This window comes from Candidatus Palauibacter scopulicola (assembly GCF_947581915.1).
Classification (GTDB): domain Bacteria; phylum Gemmatimonadota; class Gemmatimonadetes; order Palauibacterales; family Palauibacteraceae; genus Palauibacter; species Palauibacter scopulicola.
In genome coordinates, this window is sequence record NZ_CANPWG010000070.1 from 1 (window position 1) to 14,248 (window position 14,248).

The window sequence follows — 14,248 nt, forward strand, 5'->3', positions numbered from 1 at the left end:
GTGCTGGGTGTGCGTGAGGTCGGCCATGCGCGCGATCAGCACGTCGGGCCGGGCCGCCACCAGCGCGTCCAGCGTCGGCGGCATGTGCCAGCCGTAGCCGATCTGCTGGATCTCACCCGCGCGTGCCTTGCGGCGCAGGTCATCGTGGTAGCTGTTGTGCCCGCCGACGGCGACGATCCGGTCCTCGACCCCGAGTACGCGCAGCATGGCCTCCTGGGGTTGCTCGTTGACGGCGATCCGCCGGACGGGCGTTCGGATCAGCGAGGCGCCCGCCAGATCCCCCGTCAGGGCGGGCGGCTCCAGGCCTCTCGGGACGAGCACGAGCCGGGCGCGCTGCGGCGGCCCGCCGGCCGATCCGCCCCAGGTGACGACGGACGCTTCGATGTCGACGACGCGATAACCGTCCCGTTCGACGACGCTGAAGGTCTCCGCAAAGGGCGTTTCCAGCGGTTCTCCGTCGACGGTTCCCGGATCGTGGGACACGCCGGACGCGCACGCGGCGAAGCCGACGGACAGAAGAGGGGCCGTCAGGCGAAAGGGGGCGGGAATCCTCGGAGGGTCTCGCATCGGAGCGAGAACGTCGCGAACCTGGCACACAGCGTCAACATCGTCGGCGCCGGCGGAGGCAGGCGCGGAGGCAGGCCGTCAGCGGCGGGCGGTGAGCGCGCCCGTCGCGTCGATCGTGACCTCGAGCGGGGTCGGCGCGTCGAGCGGCGTGACGGTCTCCGAGCCGTCGGGCCAGCGGACGCGGACGGCAGCCGGTTCCGCCGCGAGTCCCATCACCTGAACCGGATCGTCCTGCGACCAGTAGCCGCCGCCGGCGCGCACCTCTCGCAGCGGACCGAGTGCTCCACCGGCGTACTCGAGACGGATGGCGGCGCCGATGGCGGCCGGGTTGCCGGGGGCGCCCCGCAGCCGGACGCGCAGCCCGGGCTTCGCGCCCGTGTTCCGGTACAGCTTCGTCCCGGCCGCGTTCTGGCTGACGAGCACGTCCACACGCCCATCTGCGTCGTAGTCCGCGAAGGCCGCCCCCCGCTGCTCGCCGTACACCGCGATGCCCGACCGCTGTCCCGGGACCGGCGTCACCGCCCCCGTTCCGTCGCCCCGCAGCCACAGGCCGCGCCCCCCGTCGTTCCGGTCCGCCTCGCCCCGCAGCGCGAACAGGTTCTGGCTCAGGAAGACATCCTCGTGCCCGTCCCCGTCCATGTCGGCCACCCCCGCGTGAAAGGCGGGCGCCAACTGCGCTTCGCGCGGCAGGTCGAACGCCTCGAACGATCCGCCCCGGTTGATGAACAGGGTATGCGCCAACGTCGTCGCCTCGACCGTCGGCAGGAGGTCCGCGGGCTGCTCCAGGATCTCGTTAACGCCCAACTGCCCGTAGTGCTCGAACCCCTGGATGCGGTTGCGAAGGAAGGGGAGGCCGCCGGCCAGCGTGAGAAGTCCCCGCACCGGCACCATTGAGCGCGTGAACTCGTCGTAACGCGCCTCGATCACGTCGCGGAAACCGTCGTTGTCGAGGTCGGCGTGATAGGCGGTGGCCGGATGCTCGGGGCTCGCCGTGAACTGCGAGTTGAGTCCCCGGTTGGAGGCGATGAGGTCGGGCAGCCCGTCTTCGTTGAGGTCTCCCGTCGTCACCCCGTTCCACCACCCGGTTCGCGAGTCGAGTCCGAAGGCGGCCGTCGCGTCCTCGAATCGTCCATCGCGATTGACGAGCAGCCGAACCGGTCCCCACTCGATGGCGAGCAGGAGGTCCGGGTCGCCATCCGCGTCCACATCGCTGAAGGCGGCGCCGGACACGAGGCCCACGCCGGCCAGCACCGCCGCGTTCGACGCGTCGAGGACGTACCGGCCGCCCTCGTTGAGGAAGAGGCGGGAGGTCGCCGCGGCCGGATACTGGCCGGGGACCACGCGGCCCCCCGCGAACAGATCGACATCGCCGTCCCCGTCGACGTCGGCCGCCGCGAGCGGGCCGGTGCTCGACTCGGCCGCCGGGAGCGTCTGCGCCTCGCGGAGCGCCGTGCCGGAGGCCCGCAGCACCGTGGCCGAGGGGGCCGCCCGGTCGGTGCCGTCGTACGTTGCGGTTCCGACGACCACCGAGGCGCCGGCCCGGCCGGGGACGATGACGAGGCCGGTCTGGTCGCCCGGGGATGGCGCCGGCCCGGCCGGACCGCCGCCTTGTGCTCCCCGATCCGGCACGAACCCGCCCCCGCCGTCGCCGCGGAAGACCGAGAGGCCGGCCCCGCCCCCGCCGCCAACCAGGGCGTCCGTGTCTCCGTCACCGTCGATGTCGCCCCACGCGACGCCCGGGCCGCCCTGTCCCAGGCGCCACGTGATGAGCGGCTGCTGCGCGAAGTCGTCGAACGAGTTCTCCCGGTGACGGTGCCCGAGCAGGTCGGACACATCGTCGAACAGGGGGGCCTCCGGATCCGCCGTCCCGGCAGCAGCCGCCCCTCCGGCCGCGGGCTCCCGGATCTCGTAGATGCGGTTCGTGCGGACGTTCTCCACGCGGCTCACCGTCCCGTCTCGCCACACGACCTCGATCGTCATCTCTCCGCCGGGCGCGGCGAAGCTGGCCATCGCCTCCGAACCCGAGAGGTACAGCCCTCCAGCGACGATCTCCTTCGTCTGCGCCGGCAACCCGCTCCCCGACAGACGGATCTGCGCGCCGACGCCCCCGGTGTTGAGCCCCCTGCCGACGAGCCGCACGGCCACCCGCGGCGCGCGCCCCACGTTCCGGTACACCCCCGCCGGCGCGAGCAGCCGGTTCGTCACGATATCCAGATCCCCGTCCCCGTCGAGATCCGCCGCCGCCATCCCGTGCGTGATGTCCTCGTCCCCCGCGAAACCCCACGCCTCCCCCACCTCCTCGAAGGTCAGGTCTCCGCGATTGCGGAAGGCGACGTTGGAGAGGCGTAGCGGCGGGAAGCCGAGGATCCGCTGACGCCAGTCCATCGAGCCCACCCTCTGCGCCGCGTCCTTGTCCATCGCGTCGTAGAAGTGCCCGGTCCCCAGGAGCAGGTCCTCGAACCCGTCGAGGTCGACATCCACGAAGGTGCTTCCCCACGACCAGCCGGACGCGTCGAGGCCCGCGAACTGCGCGGCCTCCGCGAAGGTCCCGTCCCCCCGGCTCACGTAGAGCGTGTTGCGCGGCTTCTGCGGCCGGTTGCGGATCCGTCCCGCGAACGGCCGATCGGGCTCGCCCCCCACCATCTGCTTCATGCGCAGCCGCTGCTCCCGGCTCAGCATTTCCGCCACGAAAAAATCCGCGACCCCGTCCCGATCCACGTCCGAAAAATCCACCGCCATGGAGGCGAAGCTCGTGTTCCGCATGGCGAGCGGCGCCAGCATCCGGAAGCGCCCCGCCCCATCGTTGATCCAGATGTGGTCGGGGCTGTGGAAGTCGTTGCAGACGTACAGGTCGGGATCCCCGTCCCCGTCCATGTCCTGGAAACGGGCCGCGAGTCCCCACTCCAGCGGATCCGTCGCCAGCGGCTGCCCCTCCTCGTCGAGGAACGCGCCTTCCGTCCACGGCACCGGCGTGAACCGTCCCGTCCCATCGTTCAGGTAGAGCCGGTCGGGTTCCGCGAGTTCGAGCCGGGGGACCATCCCGTCCTGCACCTCGCCGAGCGTGAAGTGTTCCCGCCACTCCGGGAGGATCTCGAACCCGTCCCCGGTTTGCCGGTAGAGGTTGCTCGGCTGAAGGACTTCGGGGGGGAAGAGGTCCTGTACCGTCGCGACCTTGTTGTTCACCACGTACAGGTCGAGGTCCCCGTCCCCGTCGATGTCGGCGAGCGCCATCGACATGCTCCCGAGCGTCGACGAGAGCCCCGCCTCTTCCGTGCCGTCCGTGAAGTGGCCGGTACCGTCGTTCAGGTAGAGCGCGTTCGGGCCGCCGAGCGCGTTGACGAGCAGGTCGAGGTCTCCGTCGCCGTCCACATCGGCGAACACGGCGCCCGTCGAGAAGCGGTCCGCCGCCGCGACCCCCGCCTCCTCGGCGATGTCCTCGAAGCGCCAGCCGCCCAGGTTGCGGTAGAGCCGGTTCGGCCCGTCCATCCCCGCGAGATAGAGGTCGACGCGCCCGTCGCGGTCCACGTCCCCCGCCGCGACGCCGGACCCGTTCAGGTAGTGGCTGTTCGCGATGTACTGCTCTTCGGTCACGACGTTCTCGAACGAGATCCCGGTCTCCGAAGGGTCGAGTCGCTCGAATCCCGGCTCGTCGTCCCCCGACACCCGAAGCTCGGCCCAGCGATACCCGTCCTCCTCGACCCAGTCGAGCGCCCCCGGCCCGCACCCGCCGCCGAGCGCCGCCGCCGCGAGCAACGTGACGCGGACGAATAGCCGGGAGTCCTGATGAATGTGGGGCATGCACCTCGTGCGGGTTCGGGATCGACTCGCTCCGTACACGAGACACAACGAGCGAGCGGGCTTTATCATATCACTTGGCAATGTCGCGGGAATTGCGCACCCGCGTTCCCCCGAACCGGGGGAGGAGGGCGTCACATGAAGCGGAGGTCTGCCATAGCCGGGGGAGCCGCGGTCCGAGCGATCCGCCGGGGTGCGGGAGCGGTTGTATTCTTCAGCCTTTGCGTCGGGGTTGCGGGGTGCGGATTCGCGACGGATCCGGCCGAGAGGCCGCTGGAGGGGAGCTGGCTCGGCGCGGTGAGTCGGATCGACGGTGGAGGCGTGTCCTGGCAGCTCTGGCTGCGGGAGGACGGGCAGGGCAGCGTCTCGGGCCGGGTCAGCCGCACGGACTTCCGCCGCCTCCCCCACCCCGCCGAGCAGGTGTCCTCCGGCACCGTGAGCGGCGTGCACGAGCCTTCGAGGGTCCTCCTGACGCTCGACTACGGCGAGTCTTCGGAGCGCTTCGACGGTCGCATCCGGTCCGATGATCATATCACCGGGCTTATCGAGAGCGGCACGACCGTGCTGAACATCGGCACGCTGGAATTCCGCCGGATCGGCACAGCCGTCGACCCCTGACCTTACAATCAGCCGACGCCAAAACCTGCAATCAGCCGATATCAGAATGGACCATCGTTCCGAAACGGACATCATGGAATTGATCGCTCGCGCCCCATGGCGCGAGGCGGTGACGTACCGCGAGACGTGGCCCCACGAGTACGTCGTTACCGGGAAGGACGGGCAGCAGGAACTCCTCGCCGCCTTCTGCGAACGCATCCGGCGGGGAGAGGGTGTCACCTGCCGCTTCTTCCACCAGACGCGCGAGTACCTGTTCCTCGGCGACTACAAGTACTGGACGATGACGGAGTGCGCGGACATGGACGTGGAGGGCGGCGACTACATCCTCAACCGCGCGCTCCTGTACCGGGACCGCCGCGACTTCGAGATCCGCCGCGGCGACACCGGCAAGCGCGACGACTGACCCGCGGCAGGCGCCACAATTGTCCCTCCCAGCGAGCCAGGATCGGCGGCCGCGTCGCGTTCTCGTCACCGGAGCGAGCGGGTACGTCGGTGGACGGCTCGTCCCGGCCCTCGAGGCGCGCGGAGAACGGGTCCGCTGTCTCGCTCGTAACCCCCGGTATCTCTCCAACCGGTTCTCGAGCCGGACGGAGATCCTCGCGGGCGACGTGCTGGATCCCGACTCGCTCTCTAAAGCGCTCCTCGGCGTGGACGCCGCCTACTACCTCGTCCATTCGATGGGATCGAAAGCCGACTTCGAGGAACAGGATCGCCTCGGTGCCGGCAATTTCGCCCGTGCCGCGCGAGTTCGGAGGGTGCGCCGCGTGATCTATCTCGGCGGTCTCATCGGCGACGGCGAGTTGTCGCCGCACCTCGCGAGTCGGCAGGAAGTCGGCCGCATCCTTGCCGCCGAAGGGCCGCCCACGCTGGAGTTCCGCGCCTCCATCATCATCGGATCGGGGTCGCTCTCCTTCGAACTCCTGCGGAGCCTGGTCAACAAACTGCCGTTCATGGTCACGCCGCGCTGGGTTCGTACGCCGGCCCAGCCGATCGCGATCGACGACGTCATCGCCTACCTGATCCACGGGCTCGATCTCGATCTGGAGCGCAGCGCGGTGTTCGAGATCGGCGGGCCAGGACGGGTTACCTACGGCGAATTGATGCACGAGTACGCCCGCCAAGCCGGCGTGCGGCGCGTAATGGTCCCCATCCCCCTCCTCAGTCCGCGACTCTCGAGCCTGTGGCTCGGTCTCGTCACGCCCGTGTATGCGCGGGTGGGCCGGAAGCTCGTGACCAGCCTGCGGACCCAGACGGTCGTGCGCGATGCCGCAGCCCTCGATCGCTTCCCGATCCGTCCCCTCGATGTGCGCGAGGCGATCGAGCGGGCGTTGAGTGAGGAAGACGGCGCCATGGCCCGGACGCGGTGGAGCGACGCCGTCTCGTCAAGCGGCGGGCAGCCGTTCTGGGGCGGGCAGCGCTTCGGCTCCCGGATCGTCGACCGGCAGCAGGCGGAGGTGAAAGTCAGTGCCGAGCGCGCCTTCGCGCCGATCGAGCGCATCGGCGGCACGAACGGCTGGTACTACGCCAACTGGCTTTGGGAGCTCCGCGGATCCGCCGATCTCCTCCTTGGCGGGGTCGGCACGCGTCGCGGGCGCCCGCATCCGACTGCGCTACGCGCCGGCGACCCGCTCGACTTCTGGCGCGTGGAGGCCGTCGAACCCGGCCGCCTGCTCCGCCTGCGGGCCGAGATGAAAGTCCCGGGCCGTGCCTGGCTGCAGTTCGAGGTCGAACCTCGGAAGGCAGGCAGCCGGATCACGCAGACCGCGATCTTCGATCCTCTGGGCCTTGGCGGCCTGCTGTACTGGCATCTCCTGTACCCCATCCACCGGCTGATCTTCCGGGGGATGCTCCGCGGCATCGCGCAGCGCAGCGATTCGCGGCCCCCGCAAGGGACCTGACGACACGAGCAAGCGCGAGTAGCTACCAGAGTCGGTCCAGACCGTAGCGATCGAATACTCCGTCGATCGAGATGATCGGAAGACCGCGCGCGAGAGCCTGCGCCGCGAGCATTCGGTCGAACGGGTCCCGATGCGGGCCGGGCAGGCGCCCGGCGCGTTCCCCGTCGCTGACGCTGATCGGAAGTTCGCTGAACCCCTGGTCGGATATGCGGCCCGCCACGTCCAGGGCCACTGCCTCGCCACCCGGCAGTCTGCCGATCCGGTGCTTCGTCGCGATCTCCCAGGCGGATGCCGCGCTGACGGCGATGTCGTTCGTCTCGTCCGCAACAAGACGGCGAGCCTTCCGGGACAGCCGCCCGCTGTCCGCGATCCACCAGAGAAACGCATGCGTGTCCAGCAACGCGCGCACCGCTATCTGCCTTCCCAGGCGGCCAGTTCCTCCTCCGGCAGCGGGTCGAAGAAGCTGTCCGGGATCACGATCCGGTCCTTCAGGACGTCCGGCTGGCGCTTGCCGGCCGGCTTGCAGGCCACCAGCCGTGCCACCGGCTCGCCGCGGCGAGCGATGACGATGTCCTCTCCAGCCTCCACCTGTGCCAGAAGGCGAGAGAGCTGTGTCTTGGCTTCATGAACGTTCACGACGTGCGACATCTCTCCTCCGGAACTCAATATCTAGCTAGAAACCTAGTCAAGTTGCGATGGCGAACAAGACGCCGGCGTTCCGGAAGAACCGGGCGAAGTCTCGGCACCGCGTCGGCCCGCAAGGTTCCCTCCACCGGGCGGGCAGTGCAGGTTACCGCGCCCGCTGGACCGTCACCGCCCGGAAGGCGGCGACCGCGCACCCACAACGGAGTCTCCCATGATCGCTCAACAGACCCTCATGCAGTTCGACCATATCGTCGCGGGCTGCCGCGCCACGCTGGAAGCCGTGCCCGACGACCGCCTCGACTGGCGGCCGCACGAGAAGTCGTGGACGCTCGGCGCGTTGGCGACCCACGTCGCGATGCTGCCCAACTGGACCGTGGCGACGCTGACCATGTCCGAGTTCGACGTCGCGCCGGACGGCGACGGACCGCCGCAGAATCCCGAACTCGAGTCTTCGGCCGAACTCGTCGCGGCGCTCGAAGAGAGCGCGGCCGCGGCGCGGGAGACCATCGAGGCGACCCCGGACGAGGTCTTCGCCGGCACGTGGACGCTCAAGGTGGCGGGCGAGGATCGCTTCTCGATGCCCAAGGCGGTCGTGTTGCGGAGCTTCGTCCTCGACCACCTGATCCACCACCGCGCGCAACTGGGCGTCTACCTGCGGCTCCTCGACGTGCCGGTGCCCCAGATGTTCGGGCCCACGGCGGACTATCCGGAGATGTGACGGGAAGGGGCGGCGCCGCGGTCAGTCCAGCAGCTTCAGCCAGCTCCGCAGTTCGCTCGCCTTGTCGGCCTGGCGGCTGATCGATTCGCGGTTCACGTCGTTCAACTCGGTGGGGCCCCGATCGCGAACGGCCCCCGCCTCCTCCGCGGCCGCGTACGCCTCCTCGGCGTGCCTGAGGGCATCGACGAAGGCCCCGGCCGTCCGGTGTACCAGCGCCGCGGCGTCCGTCTTCCCCTCGCGGGCCGTTTCCAGCCGTTCCTCCGCCCGCTTCACCGCGAGAGTGGCGTGGGACAGCGCCCGGTACGCCGCGTCGTACGCCTCTTCCTTCGACATCGCCTTCCTGTAGGCGTCGAGGGCTCGCCTCGCCGGATCCTTCATCCCCCGTCCCCTCCAACGGTGCCAAAGCGGCTTCGGTCGATGTCGGGGATGATCCGGAGCGCGTTCTCGAAGTAGACCTTCCGCAGGACCTCGTCCGGCAGGTCGAGGCCGTACATGCGCCAGAAAGCGTGGTACCTCCGGTAGTAGGGGAAGTACTCGTCGGAGGTCTCCAGCACCCGGAAGTACGTGGGATACTCGTCCGGCGCCCAGGAATCCTTCCCCATCAGGATCCGGTCCTGGTACTCGATGAAGAACCCGCGGGCGAAGCGGGGCTGCCGGCCCGGCTCGTAGATCACGGCGCCGAGTCCGACGTTCATGTTCGGGATCTCGTCCAGGAGCTGCCCGAGGCGGCCGAGGTCGTGGCCGAGCCACGCGAGGTGCGCGGCGATGAACGTCGTCCCCGGGTGCCGGCGGAACATGTTCAACTGCTCCTCCAGCACCAGCTCGAAGGAGGGCGGGCCGGTCTGCCGGCGGCCGGGCCGCACGCGAAGCTCGAGCCAGCGCTCGTTGCGCTCGTCCATCGGCTCCCAGAAGGACGCCGGGTCCCCCGAGTGGATGAGGACGGGGATGCCGAGTTCTCCCGCCTTCGCCCAGATCGGGTCGAGGCGGGGGTCGTCCACCGGGACGCGCCGGTCGGCGGCATCGGTGAGCCACAGTCCGAGGTTCTTGAAGATCTTGAGCCCGCGCGCGCCGGCTTCGACATCGGCCTCCAGCCGGGCCGCGGCGAGCGCCCCGAATTCGGGGTTCCCGATGTCGCTGAAGTCGACGTTCGCGAACACGACGAAACGGCCGGGATACGCGGCCTCGAAGGCCTCGATCTGGTGCGCGAGCCGGGGGCCGGTGCCGCCGCTCAGGTTGACGCCGACGGCGAGGTTGAGCGCGTCCATGTCGCGCACGAGCTGGTCGAGTTGCGGGCGCGGCATCGTCCCGTTGAGGTGCAGGTGGACATCCACGAAGGGGAAGGCCGCGCGCGAGACCGGGTTCTCGGGCACGACCAGCGTCGAGCGGGGCTCGTACGCCTCGACCGTCATCGGCGGCGAGGTGTCCGGGGGCGTGGGTGGTGGGCCGCGCCGCACCTGAGCCGCGGCCGGCGTCGCCGCCGCCAGCACGATCGCGATCGCCATCCCCGTCCGCGCGTCCCTCATCCCGTCGTCTCCATCTTCAGGTCCGTACCAGCCTCCGAGCCGAACCTATGCCCCAAAGTGCGCGGCCATGCGATCCGCCAGCGCCGCGATCATCTTCTCGCCGAGTTCGGCGCTCGCCCCGCGCGCGTCGCCGAGGATCCCGTTCGGCGTCACGCTCGCGAACCCCTCGCTGAGCACGCGCCGGATGAGTTCCGGTTCCTCTTCGGGCGTCGTAAGGCGTCCGCACTCGGCCAGTTCCTCGCGGACGATCCCGTCGTGCATGGCCATCATGATTGACGTCTCGGCGATGTCCGCGTGGCCGCCTACGCGGCCCCCGAGCCCCGCCTCCGCCTCCGCGACACCGCGCCAGACGCCGATGACCTCGCCCAGGTCCGCGTATACGTCCACGGAACAGTCGGGCCCCGCCGCTTCGTTGAACGCGTCACGCGCCTCGGCGAGCGGAGCGAAGTTCCCTCCGTGGGATGGGACGAAGCAGACGCGCCGGAAGCCGTGGTGCGCGAGGCTGACGGCGTAGTCCCGGCACACGGCGAGGAAGGTCGCCTTCTCGAGGGACACGGTGCCGGGGAACGCCATGTGGTGCGCGGACCAGCCGACCCGGATCGTCGGCGCCACGAGCGCCCCGCCGAGCCGCCGGGCGATCTCGACCGCGAGCCGGTCCCCGTGCTCGGCGTCCACGAACAGCGGCAGGTGCGGCCCGTGCTGCTCCACCGCCCCCGCCGCGACGACGACGGTCGTGACCCCCGCCTCGATCGCCGCCCCGATCTCGGGCGAGGTCATCCGCTCCATCCGTATTTCGGCAGTCATTCGGGTGACGCTCCGGCTCGCTGGGCTGGAAGGGCGGCTGGGACACCAGGTCCCGCAGCCTGTCGCCAGCCGAAGATCCCCCGACCCGCGCGGGCGCGCTACCCTCGGCCGGTCATCCTTCCTCCAGGATCTCGCGCAGGCGCTCGATCTCCTCGGGTTCGAGCTTCCGCTCTTCCATCACCGCGGAGCCACGCGGCGGGAGGCGAAGACAAGGCGGAGGGCAGGGCCCGGGAGCCGGATTCGCGGGACCCTGTTTCAGATTTTGATGGGTTCATCTATTCTATACGGGCTATGTGGTCGGGTGGGGTGGCCGGTACCGGTTCCTTACCCGGGCCCGCTCCCTCCCGCGGAACCCCTGCCGAAACGAGGTAAGCGAGATGCGTACGCGCTCAGGGCTCCCGGTGTCTCTGTCTCTCCTCGCGGTGCTTGCCCTCGCCGCAGCCCCTCTTCCCGCGCTGGCCCAGGACGCCGATCTGCAGGCGGCCGTCCAGGCGCTCGAATGGCGCGAAATCGGACCCACGATCATGGGCGGCCGGGTCGCCGACCTCGCGGTCGACGAATCCGATCCGTCCACCTTCTACGTCGGCGTCGCGACAGGCGGCGTGTGGAAGACGATCAACGGCGGGACGACGTTCGAGTCCCTGTTCGACGATCAGCCGATGCTGTCCGTCGGGGACATCACCCTCGCCCCGTCGAACCCCAACGTCGTGTGGGTCGGGTCGGGAGAGCCGCAGAACCGCCAGTCCTCCCCGTGGGGGATGGGCGTGTTCCGGTCGACGGACGCCGGCCGCACGTGGACCCACCTCGGACTCGAGGCGACGCACCACATCTCCCGCATCCAGGTCCACCCGCGGGATCCGGACGTGGCCTACGTGGCGGCGATGGGCCGCCTGTGGGGCGCGAACCCGGAGCGCGGCGTGTACCGGACGATGGACGGGGGCGAGACGTGGGAACTCGTCCTCTACGTCGACGAGCACACGGGCGCGATCGACCTCGCCATGGATCCGGGCGATCCGATGACCCTGTTCGCCGCCATGTACCAGCGGCAGCGGACGCTGTGGGGCTTCAACGGAGGCGGGCCGGGCGGCGGCATCTACCGGACGATGGACGGCGGCGACAACTGGACGAAGCTCGCCGGCGGCCTGCCGGAGGGTGACGTGGGCCGCATCGGGCTCGACATCTACCGCCGGGACGGGAACCTCGTCTGGGCGATCGTCGAAGCCGACGCGCGCGCCCCGGGACAGGGCTTCGGTGCCCAGGAAGACGCCGACCGCAAGACGGGCACCTACAAGTCGACCGACCGCGGCGAGACGTGGGTGCAGACGAGCACGACGAACAACCGTCCCATGTACTACAGCCAGATCCGCATCGATCCGAACGATCCGGAGCGGCTCTACCTGGGCGGCGCGAACCTGTACCGCTCCTCCGACGGCGGAATCAACTTCACGCCGGACGCGGCCTCCGAGGTCCACTCCGACCACCACGCGCTGTGGATCAACCCGGCGAACTCCGACCACCTGATCCTGGGTGGGGACGGCGGCGTCTCGATCAGCTGGGACCGCTCGGACAACTGGCGCCAGCTGACGAACCTGCCGCTCGCGCAGTTCTACGAGATCGGCGTCGACAACCGCGAACCGTACCACGTGTGCGGCGGCCTCCAGGACAACGGCTCCTGGTGCGGTCCGTCGGACACCTGGTCCAACCAGGGGATCCGGCCCCGCGACTGGTATAACGTGGGAAGCGGCGACGGCTACTTCACCGTCCTCCACCCCAACGGCGAGGTGATGCTCGCGGAGTCCCAGAACGGGAACCTGATGCGGACGAACCTCAAGACGGGCGAACGGCTGCGGAAGCGCCCGCTGGGACGCCCCGGTGAGGACGAGGAGGATCCGCCCGACTACCGCTGGAACTGGGACACGCCCGTCGAGGTGTCGCCCAGCGACCCGAACACGGTCTACTACGGCGGGAACGTCCTGTTCAAGTCGACGGACTACGGGCAGACGTGGGAGCAGATCTCCCCCGACCTGACGAAGGCCATCGACCGGACGACGCTGGAGATCATGGGCGTCCTCGGCTCCGAGCCGATGATGTCGGCCAACGACGGGACATCGACCTTCGGCAACATGATCTCGATCGAGGAATCGCCCCTCGATCCGATGGTGGTCTACGTCGGCACGGACGACGGCAACCTGCAGGTCACGCGGGACGGCGGCGCGACGTGGACGAACACGGGGCCGAACATGCCGGGCGTGCCCGACCAGCTCTACATGACGCGGATCGTCGCCTCGCACGCCGACCCCGGCACCGTGTGGGTGGCGGGGGACAACCACCGCAACAACGACATGGCCCCGTATCTGTACGTGTCGAACGACTACGGCGAGTCGTGGCGGGCCGTCAGGGACGGGATCCCGGACGGGTGGTCGCTGAACGCGCTCAAGCAGCACCCTCGCGCCGCGAACCTCCTCTTCGCCGGCAACGAGATCGGGACCTACTTCTCGATCGACGCGGGCAACTCGTGGCACCCGCTGCTGCGGAACATGCCGCCGGCGCCTGTGGACGACATCCAGATCCAGGAGCGCGAGAACGACCTCGTGATCGGCACGCACGGGCGCGGGATCTGGATCATGGAGGACGTCACGCCGCTCGAGGAGCTGAGCCAGCAGGTGCTCGCCTCTGAGGTCCACCTCTTCTCGACGCAGTCGGCGGTCGCCTACAACCCTTACACGCCGCAGGGCTGGACGCCGGGCGTGTGGGAGGCGGACAACCCGCCGCAGGGCGCCCGCATCCGCTACTGGCTGGGCAGCGACCTGCCGGATGCCCCGACGGCCGACGAGGAAGGCGGCGACAGCGGCGAGCGGATCGTCACCAGCGGTCCCTCGGCCAACGGCGACGCCGCGATGCCCGCGGTCGCGATGGCGGGCAACGCGACGATCACGATCCTCGACTCCGACGGCTCCGTCATCCGCGAACTCGAAGGCGGCGGCGACCGCGGCCTCAACGAGGTGATCTGGGATCTGCGTTACGAGCCCCCACCGGCGCCTCCGGGCGGGGGCGGGTTCTTCTTCCGCGCCGGCGCCACGGCGCCCAAGGTCCTCCCGGGGACGTACACGGCCCGGCTGGACGCGGCGGGACAGACGCTCGAGACGGCGGTCACGGTGCGGCTCGACCCGCGCGTGAACATCAGCCAGGGCGACCTCATGGCGCGACAGGAGGCACTCATGAGCGCCTACGCGCTCGCGAAGCCGACGAACGAGGGGCTGCAGGCCGCGGCCCGGCTGCGCGGCCACCTGTCCGACGTCGAGGCGCAGCTCGAGGGCCACGACGTGGCCGAGTCGCTGACGGCGGAAGTCGAGGCCATCGGCGAGGAGCTGGACGAGATCGGCGAGGAGCTGGGACGGGCGCGCGGCGGGGCCGGCGTGTCCGGCTCCTTGTCCGGCTACCACACGGCGCCGACGGCGGACATGCTCTACCAGCTTGAGCGCGGCTGGGAGGCGATGCCCGGCGCCATCGACCGTCTGAACGCCCTCATCGAGGACCGCATGCCGGCACTCTTCTCGGCCGTGCAGGCGGCCGGGGTCGGCCCCGACCTCGGCGATCCGGTACAGGTCCCGGTGCCGCCGATGCGCTGACGAAGCTCACGGACCGTAAGAGTCGGGAGTTGACCCGGCTCCAGTCCGAGC

General features: G+C 70.0%; 11 protein-coding genes and 1 pseudogene. 5 read left to right on the forward strand and 7 right to left on the reverse strand.

The window, feature by feature from the left end:
* Positions 1-567: pseudogene (locus RN743_RS15115) on the reverse strand (hypothetical protein); the annotation flags it as partial.
* Positions 568-645: 78 nt separating this feature from the next.
* Positions 646-4,365, reverse strand: a complete 3,720-nt coding sequence (locus RN743_RS15120; RefSeq protein WP_310781042.1) for an FG-GAP-like repeat-containing protein — start codon at positions 4,363-4,365, stop codon at positions 646-648.
* Positions 4,366-4,500: 135 nt separating this feature from the next.
* Between RN743_RS15120 and RN743_RS15125 the strand changes: the two genes are divergently transcribed.
* The 3 genes from RN743_RS15125 to RN743_RS15135 are packed head-to-tail and all read left to right on the forward strand — an operon-like array spanning position 4,501 to position 6,878.
* Positions 4,501-4,980, forward strand: coding sequence for a hypothetical protein (locus tag RN743_RS15125; protein WP_310781043.1), 480 nt, complete (start codon positions 4,501-4,503; stop codon positions 4,978-4,980).
* A 46-nt stretch (positions 4,981-5,026) separates the two neighbouring features.
* Positions 5,027-5,383 carry a hypothetical protein gene (locus RN743_RS15130; protein WP_310781045.1) on the forward strand — a complete coding sequence of 119 codons (357 nt, stop codon included), beginning with the start codon at positions 5,027-5,029 and terminating at the stop codon, positions 5,381-5,383.
* 19 nt (positions 5,384-5,402) lie between these two features.
* The gene (locus RN743_RS15135; RefSeq protein ID WP_310781047.1) at positions 5,403-6,878 is read left to right on the forward strand and encodes an SDR family oxidoreductase; all 1,476 of its coding nucleotides are present in this window, start codon (positions 5,403-5,405) and stop codon (positions 6,876-6,878) included.
* Between the two features lie 22 nt (positions 6,879-6,900).
* On the opposite strand, the gene RN743_RS15140 is transcribed toward RN743_RS15135, so the two are convergent.
* Positions 6,901-7,287: a type II toxin-antitoxin system VapC family toxin gene (locus RN743_RS15140; protein ID WP_310781048.1), complete on the reverse strand. Its 387-nt coding sequence runs from the start codon at positions 7,285-7,287 to the stop codon at positions 6,901-6,903.
* 2 nt (positions 7,288-7,289) lie between these two features.
* Positions 7,290-7,526, reverse strand: coding sequence for a type II toxin-antitoxin system prevent-host-death family antitoxin (locus tag RN743_RS15145; protein WP_310781050.1), 237 nt, complete (start codon positions 7,524-7,526; stop codon positions 7,290-7,292).
* A gap of 208 nt (positions 7,527-7,734) precedes the next feature.
* On the opposite strand from RN743_RS15145, the gene RN743_RS15150 reads away from it, so the two are divergent.
* A complete protein-coding gene (locus tag RN743_RS15150; protein WP_310781052.1) occupies positions 7,735-8,241 on the forward strand; it encodes a DinB family protein in 507 nt (168 codons plus the stop codon).
* Between the two features lie 21 nt (positions 8,242-8,262).
* Here the strand turns inward: RN743_RS15150 and RN743_RS15155 are convergent, their stop codons facing one another.
* From RN743_RS15155 to RN743_RS15165, 3 genes are read right to left on the reverse strand one after another with little or no spacing between them, the layout of a single operon-like run.
* A complete protein-coding gene (locus RN743_RS15155; protein ID WP_310781053.1) occupies positions 8,263-8,619 on the reverse strand; it encodes a hypothetical protein in 357 nt (118 codons plus the stop codon).
* Positions 8,616-9,764 carry an amidohydrolase family protein gene (locus RN743_RS15160; protein WP_310781055.1) on the reverse strand — a complete coding sequence of 383 codons (1,149 nt, stop codon included), beginning with the start codon at positions 9,762-9,764 and terminating at the stop codon, positions 8,616-8,618. The genes RN743_RS15155 and RN743_RS15160 overlap by 4 nt, the downstream gene beginning before the upstream one ends.
* A gap of 45 nt (positions 9,765-9,809) precedes the next feature.
* The gene (locus tag RN743_RS15165) at positions 9,810-10,568 is read right to left on the reverse strand and encodes a creatininase family protein (RefSeq protein ID WP_310781057.1); all 759 of its coding nucleotides are present in this window, start codon (positions 10,566-10,568) and stop codon (positions 9,810-9,812) included.
* A 377-nt stretch (positions 10,569-10,945) separates the two neighbouring features.
* Between RN743_RS15165 and RN743_RS15170 the strand changes: the two genes are divergently transcribed.
* A complete protein-coding gene (locus RN743_RS15170; RefSeq protein ID WP_310781058.1) occupies positions 10,946-14,197 on the forward strand; it encodes a hypothetical protein in 3,252 nt (1,083 codons plus the stop codon).
* The last annotated feature ends 51 nt before the right edge of the window (positions 14,198-14,248 follow it).

What these genes read in the sequence shown, in the direction of transcription:
- RN743_RS15150 (WP_310781052.1), top strand. Translation starts at nt 7,735, where the DNA reads ATGATCGCTCAACAGACCCTCATGCAGTTCGACCATATCGTCGCGGGC.
- RN743_RS15120 (WP_310781042.1), bottom strand. Translation starts at nt 4,365, where the DNA reads ATGCCCCACATTCATCAGGACTCCCGGCTATTCGTCCGCGTCACGTTG.
- RN743_RS15155 (WP_310781053.1), bottom strand. Translation starts at nt 8,619, where the DNA reads ATGAAGGATCCGGCGAGGCGAGCCCTCGACGCCTACAGGAAGGCGATG.
- RN743_RS15130 (WP_310781045.1), top strand. Translation starts at nt 5,027, where the DNA reads ATGGACCATCGTTCCGAAACGGACATCATGGAATTGATCGCTCGCGCC.
- RN743_RS15125 (WP_310781043.1), top strand. Translation starts at nt 4,501, where the DNA reads ATGAAGCGGAGGTCTGCCATAGCCGGGGGAGCCGCGGTCCGAGCGATC.
- RN743_RS15145 (WP_310781050.1), bottom strand. Translation starts at nt 7,526, where the DNA reads ATGTCGCACGTCGTGAACGTTCATGAAGCCAAGACACAGCTCTCTCGC.
- RN743_RS15170 (WP_310781058.1), top strand. Translation starts at nt 10,946, where the DNA reads ATGCGTACGCGCTCAGGGCTCCCGGTGTCTCTGTCTCTCCTCGCGGTG.
- RN743_RS15165 (WP_310781057.1), bottom strand. Translation starts at nt 10,568, where the DNA reads ATGACTGCCGAAATACGGATGGAGCGGATGACCTCGCCCGAGATCGGG.
- RN743_RS15160 (WP_310781055.1), bottom strand. Translation starts at nt 9,764, where the DNA reads ATGAGGGACGCGCGGACGGGGATGGCGATCGCGATCGTGCTGGCGGCG.